Origin of the sequence: Streptomyces sp. NPDC088157 (assembly GCF_044741545.1) — a bacterium.
In the GTDB taxonomy this organism is placed as follows: Bacteria; Actinomycetota; Actinomycetes; order Streptomycetales; family Streptomycetaceae; genus Streptomyces.
Genome location: NZ_JBIUSU010000001.1, coordinates 245,874 through 269,520, shown reverse-complemented (window position 1 = coordinate 269,520; position 23,647 = coordinate 245,874). Strand labels below are relative to the sequence as shown.

Annotated in this window: 19 protein-coding genes; 15 read left to right on the top strand and 4 right to left on the bottom strand. The window is 70.9% G+C overall.

The window, feature by feature from the left end:
- Nucleotides 1-95: 95 nt before the first annotated feature.
- Together ACIPFH_RS01180 and ACIPFH_RS01175 are read left to right on the top strand one after the other, a co-directional pair.
- The gene (locus ACIPFH_RS01180; protein WP_401821862.1) at nucleotides 96-1,592 is read left to right on the top strand and encodes a helix-turn-helix domain-containing protein; all 1,497 of its coding nucleotides are present in this window, start codon (nucleotides 96-98) and stop codon (nucleotides 1,590-1,592) included.
- A 66-nt stretch (nucleotides 1,593-1,658) separates the two neighbouring features.
- Nucleotides 1,659-2,450: a phosphatase gene (locus ACIPFH_RS01175; protein ID WP_356264697.1), complete on the top strand. Its 792-nt coding sequence runs from the start codon at nucleotides 1,659-1,661 to the stop codon at nucleotides 2,448-2,450.
- A gap of 70 nt (nucleotides 2,451-2,520) precedes the next feature.
- Here ACIPFH_RS01175 and ACIPFH_RS01170 read toward each other — a convergent pair whose 3' ends face one another.
- The 3 genes from ACIPFH_RS01170 to ACIPFH_RS01160 form a co-directional block, all read right to left on the bottom strand.
- Nucleotides 2,521-3,393: an acyl-CoA thioesterase II gene (locus tag ACIPFH_RS01170; protein ID WP_356264840.1), complete on the bottom strand. Its 873-nt coding sequence runs from the start codon at nucleotides 3,391-3,393 to the stop codon at nucleotides 2,521-2,523.
- A 46-nt stretch (nucleotides 3,394-3,439) separates the two neighbouring features.
- A complete protein-coding gene (locus tag ACIPFH_RS01165; protein WP_171397439.1) occupies nucleotides 3,440-4,597 on the bottom strand; it encodes an acyl-CoA dehydrogenase family protein in 1,158 nt (385 codons plus the stop codon).
- Nucleotides 4,598-4,767: 170 nt separating this feature from the next.
- Entirely contained in the window at nucleotides 4,768-5,361 is a 594-nt protein-coding gene (locus tag ACIPFH_RS01160; protein WP_359122877.1) for a TetR/AcrR family transcriptional regulator, read from the bottom strand.
- 96 nt (nucleotides 5,362-5,457) lie between these two features.
- Between ACIPFH_RS01160 and ACIPFH_RS01155 the strand changes: the two genes are divergently transcribed.
- The 11 genes from ACIPFH_RS01155 (at nucleotide 5,458) to ACIPFH_RS01105 (ending at nucleotide 19,590) form a co-directional block, all read left to right on the top strand.
- Complete coding sequence (locus tag ACIPFH_RS01155; protein ID WP_401821859.1) at nucleotides 5,458-7,074, top strand: carboxyl transferase domain-containing protein; 1,617 nt, start codon at nucleotides 5,458-5,460, stop codon at nucleotides 7,072-7,074.
- Between the two features lie 14 nt (nucleotides 7,075-7,088).
- The gene (locus ACIPFH_RS01150) at nucleotides 7,089-9,122 is read left to right on the top strand and encodes an acetyl/propionyl/methylcrotonyl-CoA carboxylase subunit alpha (protein ID WP_401821856.1); all 2,034 of its coding nucleotides are present in this window, start codon (nucleotides 7,089-7,091) and stop codon (nucleotides 9,120-9,122) included.
- Nucleotides 9,123-9,130: 8 nt separating this feature from the next.
- Nucleotides 9,131-10,063, top strand: coding sequence for a hydroxymethylglutaryl-CoA lyase (locus ACIPFH_RS01145; RefSeq protein WP_359122906.1), 933 nt, complete (start codon nucleotides 9,131-9,133; stop codon nucleotides 10,061-10,063).
- Between the two features lie 6 nt (nucleotides 10,064-10,069).
- Nucleotides 10,070-11,230 carry an acyl-CoA dehydrogenase family protein gene (locus ACIPFH_RS01140; protein ID WP_401821855.1) on the top strand — a complete coding sequence of 387 codons (1,161 nt, stop codon included), beginning with the start codon at nucleotides 10,070-10,072 and terminating at the stop codon, nucleotides 11,228-11,230.
- 180 nt (nucleotides 11,231-11,410) lie between these two features.
- Nucleotides 11,411-12,460, top strand: coding sequence for an ABC transporter substrate-binding protein (locus tag ACIPFH_RS01135; protein ID WP_401821853.1), 1,050 nt, complete (start codon nucleotides 11,411-11,413; stop codon nucleotides 12,458-12,460).
- Between the two features lie 121 nt (nucleotides 12,461-12,581).
- On the top strand, nucleotides 12,582-13,391 hold the full coding sequence (locus ACIPFH_RS01130) for a siderophore-interacting protein (RefSeq protein WP_401821850.1): 810 nt from the start codon (nucleotides 12,582-12,584) through the stop codon (nucleotides 13,389-13,391).
- 178 nt (nucleotides 13,392-13,569) lie between these two features.
- On the top strand, nucleotides 13,570-15,036 hold the full coding sequence (gene desA / locus ACIPFH_RS01125) for a lysine decarboxylase DesA (RefSeq protein ID WP_401821849.1): 1,467 nt from the start codon (nucleotides 13,570-13,572) through the stop codon (nucleotides 15,034-15,036).
- Nucleotides 15,020-16,294, top strand: coding sequence for a lysine N(6)-hydroxylase/L-ornithine N(5)-oxygenase family protein (locus ACIPFH_RS01120; protein WP_401821848.1), 1,275 nt, complete (start codon nucleotides 15,020-15,022; stop codon nucleotides 16,292-16,294). Before desA ends, ACIPFH_RS01120 begins: the two co-directional genes overlap by 17 nt.
- Nucleotides 16,291-16,845: a GNAT family N-acetyltransferase gene (locus ACIPFH_RS01115; protein WP_401821846.1), complete on the top strand. Its 555-nt coding sequence runs from the start codon at nucleotides 16,291-16,293 to the stop codon at nucleotides 16,843-16,845. Before ACIPFH_RS01120 ends, ACIPFH_RS01115 begins: the two co-directional genes overlap by 4 nt.
- Nucleotides 16,842-18,611 (top strand): IucA/IucC family protein, encoded by a 1,770-nt coding sequence (locus ACIPFH_RS01110; RefSeq protein WP_401821845.1) that lies wholly within the window; start codon nucleotides 16,842-16,844, stop codon nucleotides 18,609-18,611. The genes ACIPFH_RS01115 and ACIPFH_RS01110 overlap by 4 nt, the downstream gene beginning before the upstream one ends.
- A 70-nt stretch (nucleotides 18,612-18,681) precedes the next feature.
- Nucleotides 18,682-19,590, top strand: coding sequence for a DUF4429 domain-containing protein (locus ACIPFH_RS01105; protein WP_401821842.1), 909 nt, complete (start codon nucleotides 18,682-18,684; stop codon nucleotides 19,588-19,590).
- Between the two features lie 62 nt (nucleotides 19,591-19,652).
- On the opposite strand, the gene ACIPFH_RS01100 is transcribed toward ACIPFH_RS01105, so the two are convergent.
- On the bottom strand, nucleotides 19,653-21,215 hold the full coding sequence (locus ACIPFH_RS01100) for a purple acid phosphatase family protein (protein ID WP_401821840.1): 1,563 nt from the start codon (nucleotides 21,213-21,215) through the stop codon (nucleotides 19,653-19,655).
- A gap of 186 nt (nucleotides 21,216-21,401) precedes the next feature.
- Between ACIPFH_RS01100 and ACIPFH_RS01095 the strand changes: the two genes are divergently transcribed.
- Both ACIPFH_RS01095 and glmS read left to right on the top strand, forming a co-directional pair.
- Nucleotides 21,402-21,659, top strand: coding sequence for a hypothetical protein (locus ACIPFH_RS01095; protein ID WP_189918144.1), 258 nt, complete (start codon nucleotides 21,402-21,404; stop codon nucleotides 21,657-21,659).
- Between the two features lie 24 nt (nucleotides 21,660-21,683).
- Nucleotides 21,684-23,501 (top strand): glutamine--fructose-6-phosphate transaminase (isomerizing), encoded by a 1,818-nt coding sequence (glmS, locus tag ACIPFH_RS01090; protein ID WP_401821837.1) that lies wholly within the window; start codon nucleotides 21,684-21,686, stop codon nucleotides 23,499-23,501.
- The last annotated feature ends 146 nt before the right edge of the window (nucleotides 23,502-23,647 follow it).

Here is a 23,647-nt window from a genome sequence, read left to right as displayed (position 1 = left end):
AGGTGGTTCGGGATTTGACCCTAGGTGGCCGAAAAGCACCCCGGAAGTGTACGTTTCATCCACTCGATCCGCGCTCAGTGGAGGGAACGTCCATAGTGCCGGAGCCCGCCGTACCCCCCACCCCACCGGTGCCCCTCACCGCCCTGCTGGCCCGCGAGGACCTCGCCCTGCGGCAGATCGCCGGTCCCGACGAGCCCGGTGTGGTGCTGCACGGGGCACACACCTCGGAGATGGCCGACCCGTATCCGTATCTGCTGGGCGGCGAGCTGCTGCTGACGGCGGGCGTGCACATCCCGGAGGCCGCCGGGTCCGGAACGTACTTCGAGGACTACGTCTCGCGGATCGTCGCGGCGGGCGGCGCGGCTCTCGGGTTCGGGGTCGCACCGGTGCACGACACCGTGCCGAGGGCGCTGGTCGCCGCCTGCGAGGCGTACGAGCTGCCGCTCCTGGAGGTGCCCCCGCAGACGACGTTCTCGGCCGTCGCCCGTGCGGTCTGGCAGCTGATGGAGCGGGCCCGCACCGCCGAGCTGCGCCGGGTCACGGAGGCCCAGCAGAGCCTCGCGGCCGCCGCCTCCCGCCCGGACCCGGTCCCGTCCGTCCTGCGGCAGCTCGCCCAGCGGGTCGGGGGGCGCGCGGTGCTGTACGGGCCGGAGGGGACGGAGATCGCGGGTGCGGGACGGGCGTCCGCGGCGGACGCTTCCCTCGCCGGGCTCGCCCGCCTCCTCGGCTCCCGGGCCTCCGCCACCGCCAGCGACACCACCGCCGCCGGCGACCACCTCGCCGCCTACGCGCTCGGGGCCGGCGGGGGGTTCGTGCTGGGGGTGGCGTCGCCCCGGCGCGACCCCGGCGACCACACCATCGCCTCCGTCGCCGCCGTCCTGCTCTCCCTCCTCACCGGCGAGCACCGGAGCAGCTCGGGAGCGGCCCGTTCGTCGGCGCTGGTACGGCTGCTGCTGGGGGCCGCGCCCACCGAAGTGGCGCCGCTGCTGGGGGGTGAGCGGTGGTTCGTCGTGCACGCCCGGCCGGACGCGCAGGCTCCCCCGCTCCCGGCTCCGCCGGAGCGGGGGGACCCTCACCTCCCGGTGGCGGCCTCCGCGCTGGGCGCGGCTCTCGGGTCACCGCTGGTCGACCTCGCGCGGGACGTCGTACGGGTCCTCGTCCCCGCCGGCCGCGCGCCGCGGCCGCAGCCGGGCTGGACCCTCGGCGTCAGCGCGGACGCGGCCCCCGCCGACTGGCCGGCCGCCGACGCGCAGGCGGCCCGCGCGCTGGCCCGGGCCCGCGCCACCCGCTCGGCACTCGTCCGGCACGGCACCGGCGCCGGACTGCTGGACCTGGTGCCCGCCGACGAGGCCCACGCGCACGCCCGTACGCTCCTCGCCCCGATCGACTCCAGCGCCGCGAGCGCCACGCTCATCGAGACGCTGCGCACCTGGCTCTCCCTGCACGGCAGTTGGGACCGCACGGCGGTGGCCCTGGCCGTGCACCGCAACACGGTGCGGCAGCGGATCGCCCGCTGCGCGGCCCTGTTGGGCACCGACCTGGACGATCCGGACGTCCGGATGGAGCTGTGGTTCTCCCTCAAACGTCGCTGAGTGACGCGTGTCCCAGCGTCCGGAACAGCGCAGACGCGCACAGTCCGCTGCCTCACAATGGAGACCATGCCGATACCCGGGACGCCCAGCCGCGCCGAACTCGTCGACCACCTCGTCAGAACCCGTATCGCCGGGGACGTCGCCACGCCCCGCGAGAACAACCTGTCGCACTACCGCCAGCTCGCGAACGGTGTCCGCAACTTCTGGCTCGGCCTGGAACTCGGCGACCGCTGGACCGACGAGCAGGACGTGCTCGCGGTGATGGCGGAGCGGGTGGGTGTGAACGACGACGCCGAGTACCGCTACGGCCAGGACACCATCGACCCCGAGCTGACGGTCGACGGTCTGAACCGGCTCGCGGCGCGGCTGCGCAAGGCTGCCGACGGACAGCAGCGGGTGCTCTTCGCCACCGGCCACCCGGGCGGTCTCCTCGACGTGCACCGCGCCACGGCCGCCGCGCTGCGCACGGCCGGCTGCGAGATCGTCGTCATCCCGGAGGGGCTGCAGACGGACGAGGGATACGTCTGGCAGCTGGCCGACGTGGCGGTCCTCGAACACGGCGCCACCCTGTGGCACACCCACTCGGGCGAGCCGATGAAGGCCATTCTCACCGCGCTGGAGCGGGAGGGCCGCCCGCTGCCCGATCTGGTCGTGGCCGACCACGGCTGGGCGGGCTACGCGGGGCAGCACGGCGTGGACTCCGTCGGTTACGCCGACTGCAACGACCCGGCGCTGTTCATCGCCGAGTCGGAGGGCACCGTCCAGGTGGCGGTCCCCCTCGACGACCACGTCGTCAGCCCGCGTCACTACGACCCGATGACGGCGTACCTGCTGGCGGAGGCGGGGCTGGCCGAGTAGGCGAGGGAGAGAAGTCCCCCGGGGGCGCCGCACGCGCGCGTGCGGCGCCGCTCGCTCACCCGCCGCTCGCTCAGCCGCCGCGAGGCGCGCGGACCACGCCCTCCTGGATCACCGAGACGGCGAGCCGTCCGTCCTGGGTGTAGATGCGGGCCTGGCCGAGGCCCCGGCCGCCGTGCGCGGACGGCGACTCCTGGTCGTAGAGAAGCCACTCGTCGGCGCGGAACGGGCGGTGGAACCACATCGCGTGGTCCAGGGACGCCCCGACCACGTCTCCGACCGCCCAGCCGCCGCGCCCGTGCGCGAGGAGGACCGAGTCGAGGAGCGTCATGTCGGAGACGTAGGTGGCGAGGACGACGTGCAGGAGCGGGTCGTCGGCGAGCTTGCCGTTGGCACGGAACCACACCTGGGAGTGCGGTTCGCGCGGTGCGCCGTACCGGCCGTACGGCGGCTCGTCGACGTAGCGCAGGTCGACCGCCTGGCGGGCCTCCAGGAACTTCTCGACGACCTCGGAATCCAGGTGGGCATAGCCGCGCAGTCGTTCCTCGGAGGTCGGAAGGGTGGCCGGGTCGGGGGCGGGCGGCATGGGGGCCTGGTGCTCGAAGCCCTCCTCGTACCGCTGGAAGGAGGCGGACAGCGCGAAGATCGGCTGTCCGTGCTGGACGGCGAGGACGCGGCGCGCGGTGAAGGAACGGCCGTCGTTCATCCGGTCGACCGTGTAGACGATGGGCGCGCCCGGGTCGCCCATGCGCAGGAAGTACGCGTGCAGGGAGTGGGCGAGACGGTCCGCGGGGACCGTGCGCCCGGCGGCGACCAGCGCCTGCGCCGCGACCTGCCCGCCGAAGACGCGCGGGACGACGGCGGAGCGGGACCGGCCGCGGAAGATGTTCTCCTCGATCTGCTCGAGGTCGAGCAGATCGAGGAGATCCTGAAGTGCCTGGCTCATGGGAGACAGTTGTACCCGTCAGCCGTTTCCTGGGGTTTCGCCGGCCTTACAGGCCCATGTCCTTGGCGATGATCGACTTCATGATCTCGCTGGTGCCGCCGTAGATGCGGTTGACGCGGTTGTCCGCGTACAGGCGGGCGATCGGGTACTCGTTCATGAAGCCGTAGCCGCCGTGCAGCTGGAGGCAGCGGTCGATCACGCGGTGGGCGACCTCGGTGCAGAACAGCTTGGCGCTGGCGGCCTCGGCCGGGGTCAGCTCGCCCGCGTCCAGGGCCTCCGTGGCGCGGTCGGCGACGGCCTCGGCCGCGTCCACCTCGGCCTGGCAGGCGGCCAGTTCGAACTTGGTGTTCTGGAAGTGCGCGACCGGCTTGCCGAAGACGACGCGCTCCTGCACGTACTGCTTGGCGAACCGGACGGCGGCCTTGGCCTGCGCGTACGCGCCGTAGGCGATGCCCCAGCGCTCGGAGGCGAGGTTGTGGCCCAGGTAGTAGAAGCCCTTGTTCTCCTCGCCGAGCAGGTCCTCGACGGGCACCTTGACGTCGACGAACGCCAGCTCGGCGGTGTCGGAGGTCTTGAGGCCGAGCTTGTCCAGCTTGCGGCCGACCGAGTAGCCCTCGGCCTTGGTGTCCACGACGAAGAGGGATATGCCGTGGCGGCGGTCCTCGGCGGTGGGCGCGGAGGTACGGGCGCAGACGATCATGCGGTCGGCGTGGACGCCACCGGTGATGAAGGTCTTGGAGCCGTTGAGGACGTAGTGCGTGCCGTCCTCGGAGAGCTTGGCGGTGCTCTTCATGCCGGCGAGGTCGGAGCCGGTGCCCGGCTCGGTCATCGCGATCGCCCACATCTCCTCACCGGAGACGAACTTCGGCAGGAAGCGCTTCTTCTGCTCGTCGGTGGCGAGCAGCTTGAGGTACGGCAGGCCGAGCAGCACGTGCACGCCGGAGCCGCCGAAGGAGACGCCCGCGCGGGCGGTCTCCTCGTAGAGCACGGCCTCGAACTTGTACGAGTCGATGCCGGCGCCGCCGTACTCCTCGTCGACGCGGATGCCGAAGACGCCGAGCTCGGCGAGCTTGTAGTAGAAGTCGCGCGGCGCCTGGCCGGCCGCGAACCACTCGTCGTAGACGGGGACGACCTCGGCCTCGATGAAGGCCCGGAGGGTCTCCCGGAACGCCTCGTGATCCTCGTTGAACACCGTACGGCGCACCGCCGCCACCCTTCCTTGCGCCTAAACCGGCGCCGCTCTCGCGTACCTGGTTGCTCGCCGTCGGGGTGCTCAAATGATGGTTGCGGCCCTCATTGGCTAAGCGCTTGCTCAGAGAACAACCGTACCGGCGAGTACGAAGAGCGTCCAGGGTGGGGCGGGGGTAACGCTCGTCACTCCACGGCCGCCGCGAAGGCCCCCCGGGCCATCCGGTGCAGCAAGGCCGCCGTGGCCGCGCGGCCCGGGAGGGAACCCGGTCGGCCGAGGTGGGGGGTGGAGTTCAGCAGACCGAAGACGGAGTGCACCGCCGAGCGGGCGGCCGGCTCGGCGAGGCCCGGATGCACGGCGCACAGGACCTCCACCCAGAGTTCGACGTACTGCCGCTGGAGCTGGCGGACGAGCTTGCGGTCGCTGTCACGCAGGCGGTCCAGCTCCCGGTCGTGCAGGGTGATCAGGGGACGGTCGTCGAGGGCGAAGTCGATGTGGCCCTCGACGAGCGAGTCGAGGACCGCCTCGGACGGCACACCGTCGGCCTCCTCCAGGCGCCGCTTCGCGCCGGTCAGCAGCCGGCCGCTGATGCCGACCAGCAGCTCGGCGAGCATCGCGTCCTTGCCGGGGAAGTGCCGGTACAGCCCCGGACCGCTGATGCCGACCGCGGCGCCTATCTCGTCCACCCCGACGCCGTGGAACCCGCGCTCGGCGAACAGCCGCGCGGCCTCCCTGAGGATCTGCTCGCGACGGGTCGGGGCGTCGGTTCTCGTGGCCATGAAGGCAATTCTAGACAGGGAGGTTAGCGGTCGTTAACCTGAAGGAAATGGTTAACGCTCATTAACAGTCGATCACTGGGTGAGGGGACCGCAAGGATGGAGCAGGCACCGGAGCTGACGAGCGCGGAAGACCCCGCGTCGGAGGCCTGGCGGGCCAACGAGGCGGCGCACCGCGCACTCGTCGATGAGCTGCGCGGCAAGCTGGCGGCGGCCCGGCTGGGGGGCGGGGAGAAGGCGCGGGCCCGGCACACCGCGCGCGGGAAGCTGCTGCCCCGGGACCGGGTGGACGCCCTGCTGGATCCGGGGTCGCCCTTCCTGGAGCTCGCCCCGCTCGCCGCCGACGGCCTCTACGACGGGCAGGCCCCGGCGGCCGGGGTCATCGCCGGGATCGGGCGGGTCAGCGGGCGCGCGTGCGTGATCGTCGCCAATGACGCCACCGTCAAGGGCGGGACGTACTACCCGATGACGGTGAAGAAGCATCTGCGGGCCCAGGAGGTCGCCCTCGAGAACCGGCTGCCCTGCCTGTATCTCGTGGACTCGGGCGGAGCCTTCCTGCCCATGCAGGACGAGGTGTTCCCGGACCGGGAGCACTTCGGGCGGATCTTCTACAACCAGGCCCGGATGTCCGGGGCCGGGATCCCGCAGATCGCGGCCGTACTGGGCTCGTGCACGGCCGGCGGCGCCTACGTCCCGGCCATGAGCGACGAGGCCGTCATCGTCCGCGGCCAGGGCACGATCTTCCTGGGCGGCCCCCCGCTGGTGAAGGCCGCCACCGGCGAGGTGGTCACCGCTGAGGAACTGGGCGGCGGCGAGGTGCACGCACGCGTGTCGGGCGTGACCGACCACCTCGCGGAGGACGACGCGCACGCGCTGCGGATCGTCCGGAACATCGTGGACACGCTCCCCGCGCGCGGGCCCCTCCCCTGGGAGGTGCGGGCGTCCGTCGAGCCCAAGGTCGACCCCTACGGTCTCTACGGCGCCGTGCCCGTCGACTCCCGTACCCCCTACGACGTCCGCGAGGTCATCGCGCGCGTGGTCGACGGCTCCCGCTTCTCGGAGTTCAAGGCCGAGTTCGGACAGACCCTGGTCACCGGCTTCGCCCGGATCCACGGCCACCCGGTCGGCATCGTCGCCAACAACGGCATCCTGTTCTCCGAGTCCGCCCAGAAGGGCGCGCACTTCATCGAACTGTGCGACCAGCGCGGGATCCCGCTGGTGTTCCTCCAGAACATCTCCGGTTTCATGGTCGGCCGGGACTACGAGGCCGGGGGCATCGCCAAGCACGGCGCCAAGATGGTGACGGCCGTGGCGTGCACGCGCGTGCCGAAGCTGACGGTCGTCGTCGGCGGGTCGTACGGCGCCGGGAACTACTCCATGTGCGGCCGGGCCTATTCGCCCCGCTTCCTGTGGATGTGGCCGGGCGCCAAGATCTCCGTCATGGGCGGCGAGCAGGCCGCCTCCGTCCTCGCGACCGTCAAGCGGGACCAGCTGGAGGCGCAGGGCCAGGAGTGGCCGGCGGACGCGGAAGAGGCCTTCAAGGCCCCGGTCCGCCGGCAGTACGAGCGCCAGGGCAACGCCTACTACGCCACCGCCCGCCTCTGGGACGACGGCGTCATCGACCCGCTGGAGACCCGGCAGGTACTGGGCCTCGCCCTGACCGCCTGTGCCCATGCGCCGCTGGGTGAACCCCAGTTCGGCGTCTTCCGGATGTGAGGAGGGGAGCATTGATGTTCGACACCGTGCTTGTGGCCAACCGGGGCGAGATCGCCGTCCGCGTCATCCGCACACTGCGCGCGCTGGGGGTGCGCTCGGTGGCCGTCTTCTCCGACGCCGACGCGGACGCCCGGCACGTCCGGGAGGCGGACACGGCCGTGCGCATCGGTCCGCCGCCGGCGGCCGAGAGCTATCTGTCGGTGGAGCGGCTGCTGGAGGCGGCCGCCCGGACCGGCGCCCGGGCGGTCCACCCCGGATACGGCTTCCTCGCGGAGAACGCCGGCTTCGCGCGCGCGTGCGCCGACGCCGGGCTGGTCTTCATCGGACCGCCCGCGGACGCCATCTCCCTGATGGGCGACAAGATCCGGGCCAAGGAGACCGTGCAGGCGGCCGGGGTGCCGGTCGTCCCCGGCGGGCGTGACCCCGATCTGGCCGAGGCCGCGCATCAGCTGGGCGCGCCCGTCCTGCTCAAGCCGTCGGCCGGCGGCGGCGGCAAGGGCATGCGGCTGGTACGGGATCTGGCCGTGCTGGACGAGGAGATCGCCGCCGCCCGCCGCGAGGCCCGCGCCTCCTTCGGCGACGACACGCTGCTCGTCGAGCGGTGGGTGGACCGGCCCCGGCACATCGAGATCCAGGTGCTGGCCGACGGCCACGGGAACGTGGTGCACCTGGGCGAGCGCGAGTGCTCCCTCCAGCGCCGGCACCAGAAGATCGTCGAGGAGGCGCCCTCGGTCCTGCTGGACGAGAAGACCCGTGCGGCCATGGGCGAGGCGGCGGTCCAGGCGGCGCGCTCGTGCGGGTACCGGGGCGCGGGCACGGTGGAGTTCATCGTGCCGGGCACCACTGTGCCTGTCGGGGGGACACCCCCCGGGCCCCCCGGGTCGTCGTACTACTTCATGGAGATGAACGCCCGCCTCCAGGTGGAGCACCCGGTCACCGAACTGGTCACCGGCCTGGACCTGGTGGAGTGGCAGCTGCGGGTGGCCGCCGGTGAGCCGCTGTCCTTCGGCCAGGAGGACGTCCGGCTGACCGGGCACGCGGTAGAGGCGCGGATCTGCGCCGAGGACCCCGGACGCGGATTCCTGCCCTCCGGCGGGACGGTGCTCCGGCTGCGCGAGCCCCAGGGCGACGGCGTGCGCACCGACTCCGGGCTGAGCGAGGGCACCGAGGTCGGCAGTCTCTACGACCCGATGCTGTCCAAGGTGATCGCCTACGGACCGGACCGGGAGAGCGCGCTGCGCAGACTCCGGGCGGCCCTCGCGGAGACGGTCACGCTGGGCGTGCAGACCAACGCCGGGTTCCTGCGGCGGCTGCTGGCCCATCCGGCGGTGGTGGCCGGCGAGCTGGACACCGGACTGGTGGAGCGGGAGGCCGAGACGCTCGTCGCGGCCGGCGTGCCGGAGGAGGTCTACGCGGCGGCGGCGCTGTTGCGCCAGGCCGCGCTCACCCCCGCGCCCGACGCGGGCTGGGTGGACCCCTTCTCCGTCGCCGACGGCTGGCGCCTGGGCGGCGAGCCCGCCTGGACGGCACACCACCTGCAGGTGCCGGGACACGCCCCGGTGACCGTCCGCGTGCGCCGCACGGCGGACGGCGGGGCCGAGGTGCTGACCGACGGGGCCGGCACCCCGCTGCGGGGCGCCGGGGGCCCGGCCCCACGGCCGGGCGCGGATCCCCGGTTCACCTGCCGGCTCGACGGCGTCACACAGACCTTCGCCGCACTGCCGGACGGCACCTGGCTGGGCCGCGACGGCGACGCCTGGCAGGTGCGCGACCACGACCCGGTCGCCGACTCCCTGACCCGAGGGGCCCACGCGGGCGCCGACTCGCTCACCGCGCCCATGCCCGGCACGGTCACCGTGGTCAAGGTCGCCGTCGGCGACGAGGTGGCCGCGGGCCAGAGCCTGCTGGTCGTCGAGGCGATGAAGATGGAGCACGTCATCTCCGCCCCGCACGCGGGCACGGTCGCCGAACTGGACGTGACGCCGGGCACCACGGTCGCCATGGACCAGGTACTGGCCGTCATCACCCCGGTCGAGGAGGACCAGTGACCCTTCCCATGGCGGTACCGGCCGCGGGTCTGCCCGCGCGGGTGCGCATCCACGAGGTGGGTCCGCGCGACGGCCTGCAGAACGAGAAGTCGGCCGTGCCGACGGCCGTCAAGGCGGAGTTCGTCCACCGTCTCGCCGACGCGGGCCTGACCACCATCGAGGCGACCAGCTTCGTCCATCCGAAGTGGGTGCCCCAACTCGCCGACTCCGAGCAGCTGTTCCCACTGGTGAGCGATCTGGACGTGGCGCTGCCGGTCCTGGTGCCGAACGAACGCGGACTGGACCGTGCCCTTGCCCTGGGCGCCCGCAGGGTCGCCGTGTTCGCCAGCGCCACCGAGTCCTTCGCGAAGGCCAACCTCAACCGCACGGTGGACGAGGCGCTGGCCATGTTCGAACCGGTGGTGGCCCGGGCCAAGGCGCAGGACGTGCATGTGCGCGGCTACCTCTCCATGTGCTTCGGCGACCCGTGGGAGGGCGCGGTCGAGGTCGATCAGGTCGTCCGGGTCTGCCGGGCCCTGCTCGACCTGGGCTGCGACGAACTGAGCCTGGGCGACACGATCGGCGTGGCCACCCCGGGCCACGTCCGGGCGCTGCTGACCGCGCTGAACGGACAGGGCGTTCCCACGGACGCGTTGGGCGTGCACTTCCACGACACCTACGGCCAGGCGCTCGCCAACACCCTCGCCGCGCTCCAGCACGGCGTGAGCACGGTCGACGCCTCGGCGGGCGGTCTCGGCGGCTGCCCGTACGCCAAGTCCGCCACCGGCAACCTCGCCACCGAAGACCTCGTGTGGATGCTGCGGGGCCTCGGCATCGACACCGGGGTCGACCTCGGCCGTCTCGTCGCCACGAGCGAGTGGATGGCCGACCGACTGGGCCGACCCAGCCCGTCCCGCACCGTCCGAGCACTCGGCACGACACAGCCCCACAAGGAGCAGTGACCCGAAATGGACCACCGTCTCTCCCCCGAACTGGAAGAACTCCGCCGCACCGTCGAGGAGTTCGCGCACGACGTGGTCGCGCCCAAGATCGGTGACTACTACGAGCGGCACGAGTTCCCGTACGAGATCGTCCGCGAGATGGGCCGCATGGGCCTGTTCGGGCTGCCGTTCCCCGAGGAGCACGGCGGCATGGGCGGCGACTACCTCGCCCTCGGGATCGCGCTGGAGGAACTCGCGCGCGTCGACTCGTCCGTGGCGATCACCCTGGAGGCGGGCGTCTCGCTGGGCGCCATGCCGATCCATCTCTTCGGGACGGCGGAGCAGAAGCGGGAGTGGCTGCCGCGCCTGTGCTCCGGCGAGATCCTGGGCGCCTTCGGGCTGACCGAGCCGGACGGCGGCTCGGACGCGGGCGCGACGCGTACGACGGCCCGCCTCGACCCCGACACGGACGAGTGGGTGATCAACGGCACCAAGTGCTTCATCACCAACTCGGGCACCGACATCACGGGGTTGGTCACGGTCACGGCGGTGACGGGCCGCAAGCCGGACGGCCGACCGCTGATCTCGGCGATCATCGTCCCGTCCGGCACCCCGGGCTTCACCGTCGCGAGCCCCTACTCGAAGGTCGGCTGGAACGCCTCCGACACCCGTGAGCTGTCCTTCTCCGACGTGCGGGTCCCGGCGGCGAACCTGCTGGGCGAGGAGGGCCGCGGATACGCGCAGTTCCTGCGGATCCTCGACGAGGGGCGTATCGCCATCGCGGCGCTGGCGACCGGGCTCGCGCAGGGCTGCGTGGACGAGTCGGTGAAGTACGCGAAGCAGCGGCACGCGTTCGGCCGCCCGATCGGCGCCAACCAGGCCATCCAGTTCAAGATCGCCGACATGGAGATGAAGGCCCACACGGCCCGCCTCGCCTGGCGGGACGCGGCCTCGCGGCTGGTGGCCGGCGACCCCTTCAAGAAGGAGGCCGCCCTGGCGAAGCTCTACTCGTCGACGGTCGCCGTCGACAACGCCCGCGACGCCACCCAGGTCCACGGCGGCTACGGCTTCATGAACGAGTACCCGGTGGCCCGGATGTGGCGCGACTCCAAGATCCTGGAGATCGGGGAGGGCACGAGCGAGGTGCAACGGATGTTGATCGCCCGGGAGTTGGGGCTGACGGGCTGACGGATCGGGCTGAGCCCGGGGCGCGCGGCAGCGCGTTCGGACGACGATCGGTGGCCGATCCGACATCGCCGGTCCGGTGGCCCCGCAGGCTGCCGGGCCACGCGATCCCAGATGAGGTTAGGCTAACCTACATTCGATAAGTCCTCGGGTGATCCGCCCCGTTCGAAAGTAGCCAGAGACATGTCCAATGCCAGAGCCGCTCGTCCCAGCCGCCGTGGCATCCTCGCCGCCGGTGGCGCCCTCGGCCTCGGTGCCGTGCTCGCCGCCTGCGGGGACGACGACGCGAGCACCAGCGGCTCCCCGTCGTCGGCGAGCGCCTCGGCCAAGTCCGGTCCCTGGACCTTCGAGGACGACCGCGGCACCACGGTGAAGCTCGACAAGATCCCCGCGAACATCGTCGCGTTCACGGGCGTCGGCGCCGCCCTGTACGACTACGGCATCCAGGTCAAGGGCGTCTTCGGCCCGACCAGGACGGCCGCGGGCAAGGCCGACGTGCAGGCCGGCGACATGGACATCACCAAGGTGACGGTCCTCGGCAACGTCTGGGACGAGTTCAACGTCGAGAAGTACGCGACCCTCACGCCCGACGTCCTCATCTCCACGATGTTCGACAACGCCGGCACCCTCTGGTACGTCCCCGAGGCGTCCAAGGACAAGATCGCCAAGCTCGCCCCGAGTGTCGGCATCTCCGTCTACGACCGCCAGTTGACCGCCCCGCTCCAGCGCATGTGGGAGCTGGCCGAGTCCCTCGGCGCCGACATGACGGCGGCCGCGGCCACCGACGCCAAGAAGAAGTTCGAGGACGCGGCCGCCCGGCTGCGCGCCGCCGCCAAGGCCAAGCCCGAGATCAAGGTGCTGGCCGGGTCCGCGAGTACCGAGCTGTTCTACGTGTCCGGCACCAACCTCTCCATCGACCTGGAGTACTTCAAGGCCCTCGGCGTGAACTTCGTCGAGCCGCCGGAGAGCGCCAAGGCGGAGGGCGGCGGCTGGTACGAGTCGCTGAGCTGGGAGAACGTCGACAAGTACGCGGCCGACATCATCATGATGGACGACCGCTCCTCGACGATCCAGCCGGCCGACATCACCGAGGCGACCTGGAAGAAGCTGCCCGCGGTGAAGGCGGGGCAGGTCATCGCGCGGTCGCCGGAGCCGATCCTCTCGTACGCGAAGTGTGTGCCGCTTCTCGAGAACCTCGCCGAGGCTCTGGAGAAGGCGAAGAAGGTCAGCTGAAACGTCTGGCCGGCGTCGTGGGTGACCTGCGGGCCGTCCGTGGCCGGTCGCACAGCTCCCCGCGCCCCTCGGTCGGCCGCTCCACCCCCGCTCAGAGCCTGACGACGCCTCAGGAGTACACATGACCACCGCCGTCGCCGCCCCCTTTCGGTTCTTCTCCCTTCAGGTCGTGCGGGCTCGGCGGCTCGGGTCGTCGCTCGTCCGGGTCACCTTCGCCGGGGAGGACCTGAAGTACTTCTTCTCCGACGGGCGGGACCAGTCGCTGTCCCTCTTCCTGCCGCATCCGGGACAGGAGGCGCCGGCCGTCCCCTACGAGCTCGGGGACGACTGGTGGCAGGCGTGGCGTGAACTGCCGGACGACGTACGGGCCGTGATGCGGTCGTACACCCTGCGTGCGCTGCGGCGCGATCCCGACGAGATCGACGTCGACTTCGTGCTGCACACCCCGGCCGGGCCCGCTTCCGCCTGGGCCTTCGGCGCCGGCGCCGGGGACCGGGTCGTGCTGCTGGGGCCGGCCGTGGCCGACAACCGGGCGATCCGGTTCCGGCCGCCCGGGGACACCGATCTGATCGTGCTGTGGGGCGACGAGACCGCCCTTCCGGCCATCGCGTCGATCCTGGAGTCCCTGCCGGCCGGTCAGCGCGTCCGGGTCTGGCTGGAGACGCACGATGCCGGGAACGTACGGGAGTTGATGACCGCGGCGGACGTCGAGGTCACCTGGGTGGTCGGGGGGAACTCCGTGGACGCCCTCCGGGAGGCCCGGCTCCCGGCCGCCGGGTACCCGTACGTCTGGATCGCGGGCGAGTCGGGATGCGTGAAGGCGTTGCGTCGGCACTTCGTCCGGGAGCGCGGGATCGACCGGCGCCGGATCACCTTCGTCGGGTACTGGCGCCAGGGCATGAGCGAGGAACAGCTCCGCGAGGCGGAGTAGCCACCACCCGTGCCCCCGCAGGCGGTTGTGCGGGGGCGTCGACGTGATCCCGGTCACGGACGAGGCAAGTTCCCTGGCACGTAACTTAGGTTAGGCTAACCTAAGTTGAACCGCCAAGCTCCGTCCCCGAGCCCGTCCCGCAGCAGATCTCGTCCCCACCCCCCGGAGGACCCCCACCATGCGCTCGCACCTGCTCAATGACACGACCGCGGAGCAGTACCGCCGCTCCGTGACCGAAGGAGTAGAGCGGGTGGCCGCCAAAATCGCCGCCACCGACCGTCCGTTCACCGGCGTCACGGTCGACGCCCTCGCGCCCCGCATCGACGGGATCGACCTGGACAAGCCGCTGCACGACACCGCGGCCGTCCTCGACGAGCTGGAGGAGGTCTACCTCCGCGACGCGATCTACTTCCACCACCCCCGCTACCTGGCCCACCTCAACTGCCCGGTCGTCATCCCCGCCGTGCTGGGCGAGGCGGTCCTGTCCGCCGTCAACTCCTCCCTCGACACCTGGGACCAGTCGGCCGGCGGCACCCTCATCGAGCGCAAACTGATCGACTGGACGACGGCCCGGATCGGCCTCGGCCCGACCGCCGACGGCGTGTTCACCTCCGGCGGGACGCAGTCCAACCTCCAGGCGCTGCTGCTCGCCCGCGAGGAGGCCAAGCCGGGCCGGGACGGGTGGGAGGGTCCCGCCTCGCTCGCCGGACTGCGCATCTTCGCCTCCGAGGTCAGCCACTTCAGCGTGAAGAAGTCCGCGAAACTGCTGGGCCTCGGCGAGGACGCGGTGGTGTCCGTCCCGGTCGACACCGACAAGCGCATGCAGACCGTCGCGCTCGCCCGCGAACTGGAGCGCTGCGAGAAGGCCGGCCTGGTCCCCATGGCCGTCGTCGCCACCGCCGGCACCACCGACTTCGGCTCCATCGACCCGCTGCCCGAGATCGCCGAGCTGTGCGACCGGTACGGCACGTGGATGCACGTCGACGCGGCCTACGGCTGCGGACTGCTCGCCTCCGTGAAGTACCGGGACCGGATCGACGGCATCGAGCGCGCCGACTCCGTCACCGTCGACTACCACAAGTCCTTCTTCCAGCCGGTGAGTTCGTCGGCCGTGCTGGTCCGCGACGCGGCCACGCTCCGCCACGCCACCTACCACGCCGAGTACCTCAACCCGCGGCGCATGGTGCAGGAACGCATCCCCAACCAGGTGGACAAGTCCCTGCAGACCACCCGCCGCTTCGACGCGCTCAAGCTGTGGATGACCCTGCGGACCATGGGCGCCGACGGCATCGGTCAGCTCTTCGACGAGGTCTGCGACCTGACCGCCGAGGGCTGGCGCCTGCTGGCCGCCGACCCGCGCTTCGACGTCGTCGTCCAGCCCTCGCTCTCCACCCTCGTCTTCCGCTACATCCCCGCCGCCGTCACCGACCCGGGCGCGATCGACCGCGCCAACCTCCACGCCCGCAAGGCCCTGTTCGCCTCCGGTGACGCGGTGGTCGCGGGCACCAAGGTCGGCGCCCGCCACTACCTGAAGTTCACCCTGCTCAACCCCGAGACGACGACCGACGACATCACCGCCGTCCTCGACCTGATCGCCGGCCACGCCGAGCAGTACCTGGGAGAGTCCCTTGACCGCGCTTCCTGAAGCCAGCCGCACCTATGACTTCGTGGGCATCGGGCTCGGCCCCTTCAACCTCGGCCTCGCCTGCCTCACCGAGCCGATCGACACGCTCGACGGCGTCTTCCTGGAGTCCAAGCCGGACTTCGAGTGGCACGCCGGCATGTTCCTCGACGGCGCCCACCTCCAGACGCCCTTCATGTCGGACCTGGTCACCCTGGCCGACCCGACCTCGCCCTACTCCTTCCTCAACTACCTGAAGGAGAAGGGCCGGCTGTACTCGTTCTACATCCGGGAGAACTTCTATCCGCTGCGGGTCGAGTACGACGACTACTGCCGCTGGGCCGCGAACAGACTGAGCAGCGTGCGCTTCTCCACGACGGTCACCGAGGTGACGTACGAGGAGGGCGTGTACGTCGTGGCGACCCGTACCGGCGAACGGTTCCGCGCCCGTCACCTGGTCCTCGGCACCGGCACGCCCCCGTACGTCCCGCAGGCCTGCGCCGGCCTGGGCGGCGACTTCCTGCACAACTCCCGCTACCTGCGGCACAAGGCGGAGCTCCAGAAGAAGGAGTCGATCACGCTGGTCGGCTCCGGTCAGTCGGCCGCCGAGATCTACTACGACCTGCTCAGCGAGATCGACGTGCACGGCTACCGGCTGAACTGGGTCACCCGCTCCCCGCGCTTCTTCCCGCTCGAATACACCAAGCTCACGCTGGAGATGACCTCCCCGGAGTACATCGACTACTTCCGCGAGCTGCCGGAACCCACCCGTTACCGCCTCACGGCCGAGCAGAAGAACCTCTTCAAGGGCATCGACGGCGACCTCATCAACGAGATCTTCGACCTGCTCTACCAGAAGAACCTCGGCGGCCCGGTGCCCACCCGGCTCCTCACCAACTCGTCGCTGAAGAGCGCGCGTTACGCCGACGGCACGTACACCCTCGCCTTCCGCCAGGACGAGCAGGAGAAGGACTTCGAACTCAGCTCCCAGGGGCTGGTCCTGGCCACCGGCTACAAGTACGTCGAGCCGGAGTTCCTGGCGCCCGTCCGGGACAGACTGCGCTACGACTCCCAGGGCAACTTCGACGTCGCCCGCAACTACGCCATCGACACCACGGGCCGGGGCGTGTTCCTCCAAAACGCGGGCGCGCACACCCACAGCATCACCTCGCCCGACCTCGGCATGGGCGCGTACCGCAACAGCTCCATCATCCGTGAGCTGCTCGGCAACGAGTACTACCCGGTCGAGAAGACCATCGCGTTCCAGGAGTTCGCCGTATGAGCACGACCACGGCCGCCGTCGGCCGTCTCTCCCTCCGCCCCCTCGACCCCGTCGAGGACGCCGAGCTGCTGCACGGCTGGGTCACGCATCCCAAGGCCGCCTACTGGATGATGCAGCACGCGAAACCGGTGGACGTCGAGCGCGCCTACATGGACATCGCGGCCGACGAGCACAGCCACGCCCTCATCGGTCTACGCGACGGCGAACCCGCCTTCCTGATGGAGTACTACGACCCGGCCCACCGCGAGCTGGTCGGCCTGTACGAGCCGCGGCCCGGCGACGTCGGCATGCACTTCCTCACCCCGGCGACCGACACCCCCGTGCACGGTTTCACTCGGGCCGTCATCACGGCGGTGATGGCGCACCTCTTCGAGGACCCGGCGGTGCGGCGGGTCGTCGTCGAGCCGGACGTCTCCAACAAGGCGGTCCACGCCCTCAACGAGGCCGTCGGGTTCGTGCCCGAGCGGGAGATCCAGAAGCCGGAGAAGCGGGCGTTGCTGAGCTTCTGCACGCGCGAGCAGTTCGTCGCGGCGACGGGGGTGACGGCATGAGCCTCGCCGACGCCGTCTCCCACCTCTCCCCCGAGCGCTGGGAGACGGCCAACCGCCTGCTCGTCCGCAAGGCCCTCGCCGAGTTCGCGCACGAGCGCCTGATCACCCCCGAGGAGCAGGACGGCCGCTATGTCGTCCGCAGCGACGACGGGCTGTCCTCCTACCGCTTCACCGCCGTCCGGCACGCGCTCGACCACTGGCAGGTGGACGCCGACTCGATCACCCGCACCCGCGACGGCTCCGAACTCCCGCTCGCCGCGCTGGACTTCTTCATCGAGCTGAAGAAGACGCTGGGTCTGAGCGAGGAGATCCTGCCGGTCTACCTGGAGGAGATCTCCTCCACCCTCTCCGGCACCTGCTACAAGCTGACCAAACCACAGATCACGTCGGCGGAGCTGGTCAGGAGCGGGTTCCAGGCCATCGAGACCGGGATGACCGAGGGCCACCCCTGCTTCGTCGCCAACAACGGGCGGCTCGGCTTCGGCGTCCACGAGTACCTGTCGTACGCGCCGGAGACGGCGAGCCCGGTGCGGCTGGTGTGGCTGGCCGCGCACAGGTCGCGGGCGGCGTTCACGGCGGGCGTCGGCATCGAGTACGAGTCCTTCGTGCGGGAGGAGCTGGGTGAGAGGACGGTCGAGCGGTTCGACCGGATCCTGCGCGAGCAGGACCGGAACCCCGACGACTACCTCCTCATCCCCGTCCACCCCTGGCAGTGGTGGAACAAGCTCACCGTCACCTTCGCCGCCGAGATCGCGCGCGGGAACCTGGTCTGCCTGGGCGAGGGCGACGACGAGTACCTGGCGCAGCAGTCCATCCGGACGTTCTTCAACAACTCGCACCCCGAGAAGCACTATGTGAAGACGGCCCTGTCCGTCCTCAACATGGGCTTCATGCGCGGGCTCTCGGCCGCCTACATGGAGGCGACCCCGGCCATCAACGACTGGCTCGCCCAGCTCATCGAGAACGACCCGGTCCTGAGGTCGACGGGCCTGTCGATCATCCGGGAGCGGGCGGCCGTGGGCTACCGGCACCTGGAGTACGAGGCGGCCACCGACCGCTACTCGCCGTACCGCAAGATGCTGGCCGCCCTGTGGCGGGAGAGCCCGGTGCCGACGCTCCGGGACGGCGAGTCGCTCGCGACCATGGCCTCCCTGGTCCATGTGGACCACGAGGGCAGGTCGGTGGCCGGCGCGCTGATCGAGCAGTCGGGCCTGCCGCCGACGGAGTGGATGCGCGGCTACCTCCAGGCGTACTACACCCCGCTCCTGCACAGCTTCTACGCCTACGACCTGGTGTTCATGCCGCACGGCGAGAACACCGTCCTGGTGCTGAAGGACGGGGCGGTGCGGCGGGCGATCTACAAGGACATCGCCGAGGAGATCGCGGTCATGGACCCGGACGCGGTGCTGCCGCCCGAGGTCCGGCGCATCCGCGTCGAGGTGCCCGAGGACAAGAAGCTCCTGTCCATCTTCACGGACGTCTTCGACTGCTTCTTCCGCTTCCTCGCGGCCGGCCTCGCCACCGAGGGGGTCCTCGAGGAGGACGACTTCTGGCGCACGGTCGCCGAGGTCACCCGGGCCTACCAGGAGGCGAACCCCGAACTGGCCGAAAGGTTCCGCCAGTACGACATGTTCGCCCCCGAGTTCGCCCTGTCCTGCCTCAACCGCCTCCAGCTGCGCAACAACCGGCAGATGGTGGACCTGGCGGACCCGTCGGGCGCCCTCCAGCTGATCGGAACCCTGAGGAATCCCGTCACGGGGTTCTGATCGAGGCGCACGGGCGCCCCCGGGTACGGTCCCCGGGTGCGCCCGTCGCCGTCTTTGGAAGAATCCCCCCATGGTGGAAATCATCCAGCGGGACGGCACCTGGGTCTTCGACGGCGATGCCCTGCGGCTGACCCCGGGCCGGGACAGGAACGTCGGCCTGCTGCGCAGGGAACTGGGTGAACTCCTCGTCCCACTGCGCGCGTTGGCGGGGCTCTCCTTCGAGCAGGGCAAGAAGGCCGGGCGGCTGCGACTGCGGCTGCGGGACGGCGCCGATCCGCTGCTCCAGGCGACCGGAGGACGGCTGACCGAGCCGCACGATCCGTACCAGCTGCTCGTCGAATCCGACCGGTACGGGGTCGCCGAGTACCTCGTGGACGAGGTGCGCCGGGCGCTGCTGCTGGACGAGGTCCCGGCCGACCCGGTGGGCGCGTATCTGCTGCCCGGTCCGTCCGTGCCGCTGTCCGCCTCCGCCGGGGACGGCACCGCGAGCTTCGACGGTGAGCGCGTACGCCTGGAGTGGAACTGGAAGACGGAGGAGTCCAAGGCCTCCGCCGGCGCCCGCAGTCTGGCGGTGTCGGAGATCGAGAGCGTGGAGTGGCAGCCCGCGGTCGGCCTGGAGAACGGCTGTCTGCGCTTCCGGCTGCGGCACGCGCCCACGAAGGCGCCGGCCAAGTACGACCCCAACGCCGTGGAGCTGTGGGGGTTCAAGAGGGACCCGCTGATGGCGCTCGTCGCCGCGGCCGTGCAGGCCCGGCTGCCCCATCCGGCCGCCGGCCCCGAGCACGCCGTGCCGCCGGCCGCGTCCGGCCCCGGCCTGCCGCCCGGGACCGTCCCCGCACCCGCGACCGGCCCCGCACCCGCTCCCGACCACGACGCGCTGCTGCGCCGGCTGCGTGAGCTCGGCGAGCTGCGCCGTGACGGCGTCCTGACGGAGGAGGAGTTCGCGATGGCCAAACAGGCGGTCCTCAAGCGCATCTAGCAGGTGAGGACCGCCTGCCGACGTCGAGGGGCGCGTCCCGCCTTCGGGCGCACCCGGCGGCGTCACTTGGCCTTGCGGGCCACCGTGAAGTGGTCGACCTGCGCACCGGTCTCGGCGATGCCGCGCACCGTCAGCGTGGCCGTACGGCCCTGGGCGGCCGGGGTGACGTCCACCCGCAGGAAGGAGTAGTCGAGGTAGCGCACCCGCGACCAGGTGACCGTCTCGTTCTGCTTGCCGGTCTTGGTGTTGACGAAGGAGGCCACGGACTCGACCTCGTTCTCGTGGCCCTCGTAGGAGAGCGGGGCGGTGAAGGAGTACAGGCTGCGGCCGGCCGCGCCCGCCGTCACGTAGACCACGCCCTCGGTCTCGGGGTACGCGGTGCCGCCGATCGGGAGCTTCTTGGTGACCGCGCCCGCCTTGATGACGTCGGTGCGCTCGTACTGGTGGTTGTGGCCGTTGATGACCAGATCGACCGTGTACTTCTCGAACAGCGGCACCCACTCCTGGCGCACGCCCCCCTCCGAGGCGTGCGCGGTGGAGGTGCAGTAGGCGCAGTGGTGGAAGAAGACCACGACGAAGTCGACGTCCTTCGACGCCCGGTACTTCTTGAGCTGTGTCTCCAGCCACTTGGTCTGGGTACCGCCCGAGATGCCGAGGTTGGCCGGGATCTCGAAGGAGATGTCGTTGGCGTCGAGCGAGATCACCGCCGTGTTGCCGTAGACGAAGGTGTAGACGCCCGGCAGGTTCTTCGGGTCGGGGCCGTTGTCCGGGAGGTTCCAGCGGGCCTCCTCACCGCCGTAGCCGTTGGGCGAGTACCAGGCCTCCATGTCGTGGTTGCCGTAGGCCGGCATCCACGGGACCGACTTGGCGACGGACTCGGTCTGGGCGAGGAACTGGTCCCACACGCGGGAGTCGAAGCCGGTGTCGGCGGTCTTGCCCGCGCCGGCCGGGTCGGCGTAGGCGATGTCGCCGGCGTGCAGGTGGAAGGCCGGGTTCTGGCCGAGGAGGAGGCTGTTGTTGGCGAGGCCGTGGTAGCCGACGCCCTCGTCGCCGAAGGCGGTGAAGGTGAACGGCGTCTTGTGGGCGGGGGCGGTGGTGAAGGTGCCGATGGTGCCCGCGAACTGCGGCGAGGCCGGGTCGAAGCCGTTGTGGCCGACGCCGTAGAAGTAGGTCCTGCCGGGCTTGAGGTGGGTCAGTTTGGCGTGCACGTAGTACTGGGTGTGGTCGCCGCTGGCGCCGACGCCGGCCGGGGTGTAGAGGGTGCGGACCTCGGCGTCGATCTTGACCGAGAGGTGCGAGGCGTGGGTGCCGATCCGCACGAAGGGCTTCTTCACCGGGAGCGGGACCTGCCAGGAGACGGTGATCTCGGTACCGGGGTCGTTGCCGAAGGCGAGGTGGCGGCCGAAGGGAGCGACGAGCGAGCCGTCGACCGTCTCGGTCTGCGAGAGGGGCTGCGCCGGCCCGGCGGCCCGCGCCGTGGCGCCGGTCACGAACGCGCCACCGGTGACGGCGCCCAGCGTGACGGCGCCGCCTCTGATCATCGTGCGCCGAGAGAACTTGGCGCGCAGGTACTCGTGCTGCTCGGCCATGCTCATGCGCTCGGCGAGCTGCTCGGGTACGCCCATGCGAGGAGTGTCCATGACGTCTGAAACTCGTCGCCTCGGGCGACGGGCCACAAGACGCCACATGGACGGTGCGCGAACAGCGGCTCATAACACATTCAACGTTCCCCCAAGGCTCCTTAACAGGCGCCTGCCCGAAATCGGGCACGTTTCTTGCGAAACCGGCTCGCGTACCCCAGGATCTACCGGGTGCACGACGAACTTGTTGATCACCTGACGCGTTCCACGCCCCTCCAGCGGGGCGAGGCGCTGCGGGTGATACAGGACGTGCTCGCCTACTTCGACGAGACGACCGAGGACTACGTCCGTCGCCGCCACCGCGAACTCCAGGCCCAGGGCCTGGTGAACGCGGAGATCTTCGAACGGGTCGAGGCGGACCTGAAATACCGTGCGGTGGCCCCGCCCGAGCTCACGCTCAGGCAACTGCGGCGCATCGTCTACGGGTGATCGAAAGCTTGGGGATACCTATACATGTGCGGAATCGTCGGATACATCGGCAGGCGTGACGTGGCACCGCTGCTGCTGGAAGGCCTGCAGCGGCTCGAGTACCGCGGGTACGACTCGGCGGGCATCGTCGTCACGTCCCCGAAGACGGCCGGCCTGAAGATGGTCAAGGCCAAGGGCCGGGTCCGCGACCTGGAGGCCAAGGTCCCGGCGCGCTTCAAGGGCACGACCGGCATCGCCCACACCCGCTGGGCCACCCACGGCGCCCCCTCCGACGTGAACGCCCACCCGCACATGTCGGCCGACCTCAAGGTCGCGGTCGTGCACAACGGCATCATCGACAACGCCTCCGACCTGCGCAAGAAGCTCGAGGCCGACGGCGTCGAGTTCCTCTCGGAGACGGACACCGAGGTCCTCGTCCACCTCGTCGCCCGCGCCCAGGCCGAGAAGCTCGAGGACAAGGTCCGCGAGGCGCTGCGCGTGGTCGAGGGCACCTACGGCATCGCCGTCATGCACGCCGACTTCAACGACCGGATCGTCGTCGCCCGCAACGGCTCCCCGGTCGTCCTCGGCATCGGCGAGAAGGAGATGTTCGTCGCCTCGGACATCGCCGCGCTGGTCGCCCACACCCGCCAGATCGTCACCCTCGACGACGGCGAGATGGCCACCCTCAAGGCCGACGACTTCCGCACCTACACCACCGAGGGCACCCGCACCACGGCCGAGCCGACCACCGTGGAGTGGGAGGCCGCCTCCTACGACATGGGCGGCCACGACACCTACATGCACAAGGAGATCCACGAGCAGGCCGACGCCGTGGACCGTGTGCTGCGCGGCCGCATCGACGACCGCTTCTCCACCGTGCACCTCGGCGGCCTCAACCTGGACGCCCGCGAGGCGCGCCAGATCCGCCGTGTGAAGATCCTCGGCTGCGGCACCTCGTACCACGCGGGCATGATCGGCGCCCAGATGATCGAGGAGCTCGCCCGCATCCCCGCGGACGCCGAGCCCGCCTCCGAGTTCCGCTACCGCAACGCGGTCGTGGACCCCGACACCCTGTACATCGCCGTCTCCCAGTCCGGTGAGACGTACGACGTGCTGGCGGCCGTCCAGGAGCTGAAGCGCAAGGGCGCCCGGGTGCTGGGCGTGGTCAACGTGGTCGGTTCGGCGATCGCCCGCGAGGCGGACGGCGGCGTGTACGTGCACGCGGGCCCCGAGGTCTGCGTCGTCTCGACGAAGTGCTTCACCAACACCACGGTCGCCTTCGCGCTGCTCGCCCTGCACCTGGGCCGCACCCGCGACCTCTCGGTGCGCGACGGCAAGCGGATCATCGAGGGCCTGCGCAAGCTGCCCGCCCAGATCGCCGAGATCATGGAGCAGGAGGCGGAGATCGAGAAGCTGGCCGAGCAGCTCGCCGAGGCCCGCTCGATGCTCTTCATCGGCCGCGTCCGGGGCTACCCGGTCGCCCGTGAGGCCTCGCTGAAGCTCAAGGAGGTCTCGTACATCCACGCCGAGGCCTACCCTGCCTCCGAGCTCAAGCACGGTCCGCTGGCGCTCATCGAGCCCGCGCTCCCGACGGTCGCGATCGTCCCCGACGACGACCTGCTGGAGAAGAACCGCGCCGCCCTGGAGGAGATCAAGGCCCGCAGCGGAAAGATCATCGCGGTCGCCCACCAGGAGCAGGAGAAGGCCGACCAGACGGTCCTCGTCCCCAAGAACGAGGACGAACTCGACCCGATCCTCATGGGCATCCCGCTCCAGCTCCTCGCCTACTACACGGCGAAGGCCCTCGGCCGGGACATCGACAAGCCGAGGAACCTCGCGAAGTCGGTGACGGTCGAGTAGTCGCCTCCGGCCTCCGGCCTTCGGCCTTCGGCTTCCAGGGGCGCGGGGCCGGATCCAGGTGCGGCTCCGCCGGGTGGACGCGACCGGCCTCCACCCGCCCACAGAGGCGGACAACGGAACGGACCCCCACGTGATGCCACCCTTCA

Coding starts and splice junctions, on each gene's coding strand:
- ACIPFH_RS01160 (WP_359122877.1), bottom strand. CDS start 5,361: ATGGCCACGAGAACCGACGCCCCGACCCGTCGCGAGCAGATCCTCAGG.
- ACIPFH_RS01110 (WP_401821845.1), top strand. CDS start 16,842: ATGAGCCTCGCCGACGCCGTCTCCCACCTCTCCCCCGAGCGCTGGGAG.
- ACIPFH_RS01105 (WP_401821842.1), top strand. CDS start 18,682: ATGGTGGAAATCATCCAGCGGGACGGCACCTGGGTCTTCGACGGCGAT.
- glmS (WP_401821837.1), top strand. CDS start 21,684: ATGTGCGGAATCGTCGGATACATCGGCAGGCGTGACGTGGCACCGCTG.
- ACIPFH_RS01150 (WP_401821856.1), top strand. CDS start 7,089: ATGTTCGACACCGTGCTTGTGGCCAACCGGGGCGAGATCGCCGTCCGC.
- ACIPFH_RS01155 (WP_401821859.1), top strand. CDS start 5,458: ATGGAGCAGGCACCGGAGCTGACGAGCGCGGAAGACCCCGCGTCGGAG.
- ACIPFH_RS01100 (WP_401821840.1), bottom strand. CDS start 21,215: ATGGGCGTACCCGAGCAGCTCGCCGAGCGCATGAGCATGGCCGAGCAG.
- ACIPFH_RS01175 (WP_356264697.1), top strand. CDS start 1,659: ATGCCGATACCCGGGACGCCCAGCCGCGCCGAACTCGTCGACCACCTC.
- ACIPFH_RS01140 (WP_401821855.1), top strand. CDS start 10,070: ATGGACCACCGTCTCTCCCCCGAACTGGAAGAACTCCGCCGCACCGTC.
- ACIPFH_RS01115 (WP_401821846.1), top strand. CDS start 16,291: ATGAGCACGACCACGGCCGCCGTCGGCCGTCTCTCCCTCCGCCCCCTC.
- ACIPFH_RS01130 (WP_401821850.1), top strand. CDS start 12,582: ATGACCACCGCCGTCGCCGCCCCCTTTCGGTTCTTCTCCCTTCAGGTC.
- ACIPFH_RS01170 (WP_356264840.1), bottom strand. CDS start 3,393: ATGAGCCAGGCACTTCAGGATCTCCTCGATCTGCTCGACCTCGAGCAG.
- ACIPFH_RS01135 (WP_401821853.1), top strand. CDS start 11,411: ATGTCCAATGCCAGAGCCGCTCGTCCCAGCCGCCGTGGCATCCTCGCC.
- desA (WP_401821849.1), top strand. CDS start 13,570: ATGCGCTCGCACCTGCTCAATGACACGACCGCGGAGCAGTACCGCCGC.
- ACIPFH_RS01145 (WP_359122906.1), top strand. CDS start 9,131: ATGGCGGTACCGGCCGCGGGTCTGCCCGCGCGGGTGCGCATCCACGAG.